The 1,507-nt window shown below is 69.4% G+C and carries 2 protein-coding genes; both read left to right on the top strand.

The annotated features are described in order from the left end of the window. Positions 1–324 (top strand): molybdopterin dinucleotide binding domain-containing protein (locus tag G6021_RS04740; RefSeq protein WP_277817922.1); only part of this gene is annotated, 324 nt, incomplete at its 5' end. Next, positions 321–1,507 (top strand): NADH-quinone oxidoreductase subunit NuoH (gene nuoH / locus G6021_RS04735; protein WP_182640758.1); only part of this gene is annotated, 1,187 nt, incomplete at its 3' end. The genes G6021_RS04740 and nuoH, both read left to right, overlap by 4 nt.

Raw genomic sequence — 1,507 nt, 5'->3', positions numbered from 1 at the left:
GCCGGGCAGGCCGTCCTGGCCACCTGGCGGCTGCTGCTGGACTCGGGGCGGATGCAGGACGGTGAACCGCACCTGGCCGGGACGGCCCGGACCCCCGTGGCCAGGCTCTCCGCGGCCACCGCCCTCGAGGCCGGCGTCGCGGACGGCGATCCGTTGACCGTCTCCACGGAGAGCGGATCGATCACCCTGCCCTGCGTGGTCACCGCGATGCCCGATCGCGTGGTGTGGCTGCCGCAGAACTCACCCGGGTCGACCGTCAACGCCACGCTCGCCGCGGCCGCGGGGGACGTCGTCCGGATCGGCGCCGGGGAGGGGGCCTCGTGACCTCGCAGGGATATGCGGACCTGTCCGCCTTCGGCATCGACCCGTGGTGGCTGGTCCTGCTCAAGGTTCTCGCGGTCTTCGTGTTCCTCGTGGTGACGGTGCTCGCCGCGATCTACCTCGAGCGCAAGGTCATCGCCTGGATGCAGATGCGCGTGGGACCCAACCGGGTCGGCCCGCTGGGCATGTTGCAGAGCCTCGCCGACGGCGTCAAGATCGCCCTCAAGGAGGGACTGATCCCCGCGGGGGTCGACAAGCCCGTCTTCCTGTTGGCCCCGGTCATCGCGGTGATCCCGGCGTTCATGGCGTTCGCGGTGATCCCCTTCGGACCCGAGGTCTCGATCTTCGGACACCGGACGCCGCTGCAACTCACCGACCTGAACGTGGGCGTGCTCTACATCCTGGCCGTCACCTCGATCGGCGTGTACGGCATCGTACTGGCCGGTTGGTCCTCCGGCTCCACCTATCCCCTGCTCGGTGGGCTGCGGTCCACGGCGCAGGTGATCAGTTACGAGATCGCGATGGCACTGTCCTTCGTCGGCGTGTTCCTGTTCGCCGGAACCATGTCGACCTCGGGGATCGTCGCCGCCCAGTCCGAGGTCTGGTTCGTGTTCCTCCTGGCGCCCTCGTTCCTCGTCTACGTGATCTCCATGGTCGGCGAGACCAACCGCGCGCCCTTCGACCTCCCCGAGGCCGAGGGCGAGCTGGTCGGGGGGTTCCACACCGAATACTCGTCGCTGCGGTTCGCCATGTTCATGCTGGCCGAGTACGTCAACATGACGACGGTCTCGGCCCTGGCGGCCACCCTGTTCCTCGGCGGCTGGCAGGCACCGCTGCCGTTCTCCCTGATCGACGGCGCGGACTCCGGGTGGTGGGCGCTGCTGTGGTTCGTGATCAAGGTGTGGGGCTTCATGTTCCTGTTCATCTGGCTGCGCGCCACCCTGCCCAGGCTGCGCTACGACCAGTTCATGGGCTTCGGCTGGAAGGTGCTCATCCCCGTCTCCCTGGGATGGGTGATGGCCGTGGCGAGCATCCGGGCGTTCTCGAACGCCGGCTACGACGGCCTGACCATCGCGCTGGTGACCGCCGGCGTGATCGCCGCGGCCGTGATCGTGGTGGCCCTCCGCACCCGGATCGGCACCCGCCCCCACCGCGGGGGCGCCGCCGACCCGGCGCCCTTCGACCC

This window comes from Dietzia sp. CW19 (genome assembly GCF_014145265.1).
In the GTDB taxonomy this organism is placed as follows: Bacteria; Actinomycetota; Actinomycetes; order Mycobacteriales; family Mycobacteriaceae; genus Dietzia; species Dietzia natronolimnaea.
Note: the sequence above shows the minus strand (reverse complement) of the source record. Positions and strands in the feature narration are given on the sequence as shown.